A 954-nucleotide genomic window follows, 5' to 3' on the forward strand; every position below is an offset into this window, starting at 1 on the left:
ATAAGGTAAATAAAAAAGAAAAACGATGTCAACAAGTCCATATAGTTTAGATCTAAGAGAGAAAGTAATAAAATACTTGGAAGCAGGGAATAGGCAAAGGGAAGCAGCAAAAGTATTCAATTTGAGCAAGACCACAGTAAACAAATGGCATGTTAGGTATAAGAGCGAAAGGCATTTTTGTGCTCGAAAGCGACCGGGTGCGAAGCCAAGAATAGATATTGAAAAATTTATAAGGTATGTAGAGGAGAACCTGAATGCTAGAGCGGAAGATATAGGCAAAGCATTTGGGATGAGTAGCGGAGGAGGGATTTACTGGTTGAAAAAGCTAGGATTTATCTATAAAAAAAAGCCTTTACCTATGTGGAAGCTAGTGAAGAGAGGAGGTTAGAATACTTAGACTCTATTAAAGCAATAGATAGAGATAAGCTTGTATACATTGATGAAAGCGGGATAGATGTAAATATATGTAAGGATAGAGGGTGGGGCATGCAAGGGATCCCACTCAGAGGGAAAAGGAGTGGAAAGTATTATCAAAGGACGAATATAGTTGCCGGATTAAATGCTAATCAAGTTGTAGCTCCTTGTGTTTTTAACGGCTCTTGTAACAGTGAGGTTTTTGAGAATTGGGTAGAGCAGTTTTTGATTAGAAAATTAAAACCAGACCAAGTAGTAATAATGGATAATGCTTCTTTTCATAAATCTCAAAGGAGCAAACAATTAATTGAGTCAGTTGGTTGCAGAGTTATATTCCTACCTCCTTACTCACCGGATCTAAATCCGATAGAGAAATTTTGGGCTAATATGAAACGTTGGATTAAACAACAAATTAAAAAACATCTCCATTTATATGATGCAATCTCTGCATTCTTTCTTGTACCATAAATTAACTAGTTTTACTATAAAACAGTATAAGAAAGCGCTTAAAAACCTATTGAAAAAACAAAGTAAGAATAT

General features: G+C 35.2%; 2 protein-coding genes. Both read left to right on the top strand.

Annotated features, from left to right (window positions below; genetic code table 11):
* The first annotated feature begins 25 nt into the window (after positions 1-25).
* Positions 26-388, top strand: coding sequence for an IS630 transposase-related protein (locus NF27_RS12910; RefSeq protein WP_039454634.1), 363 nt, complete (start codon positions 26-28; stop codon positions 386-388).
* Positions 361-882 (top strand): IS630 family transposase, encoded by a 522-nt coding sequence (locus NF27_RS12915; protein ID WP_039454636.1) that lies wholly within the window; start codon positions 361-363, stop codon positions 880-882. The genes NF27_RS12910 and NF27_RS12915 overlap by 28 nt, the downstream gene beginning before the upstream one ends.
* Positions 883-954 lie beyond the last annotated feature (72 nt).

This window comes from Candidatus Jidaibacter acanthamoeba, from assembly GCF_000815465.1.
Taxonomy (GTDB): domain Bacteria; phylum Pseudomonadota; class Alphaproteobacteria; order Rickettsiales; family Midichloriaceae; genus Jidaibacter; species Jidaibacter acanthamoebae.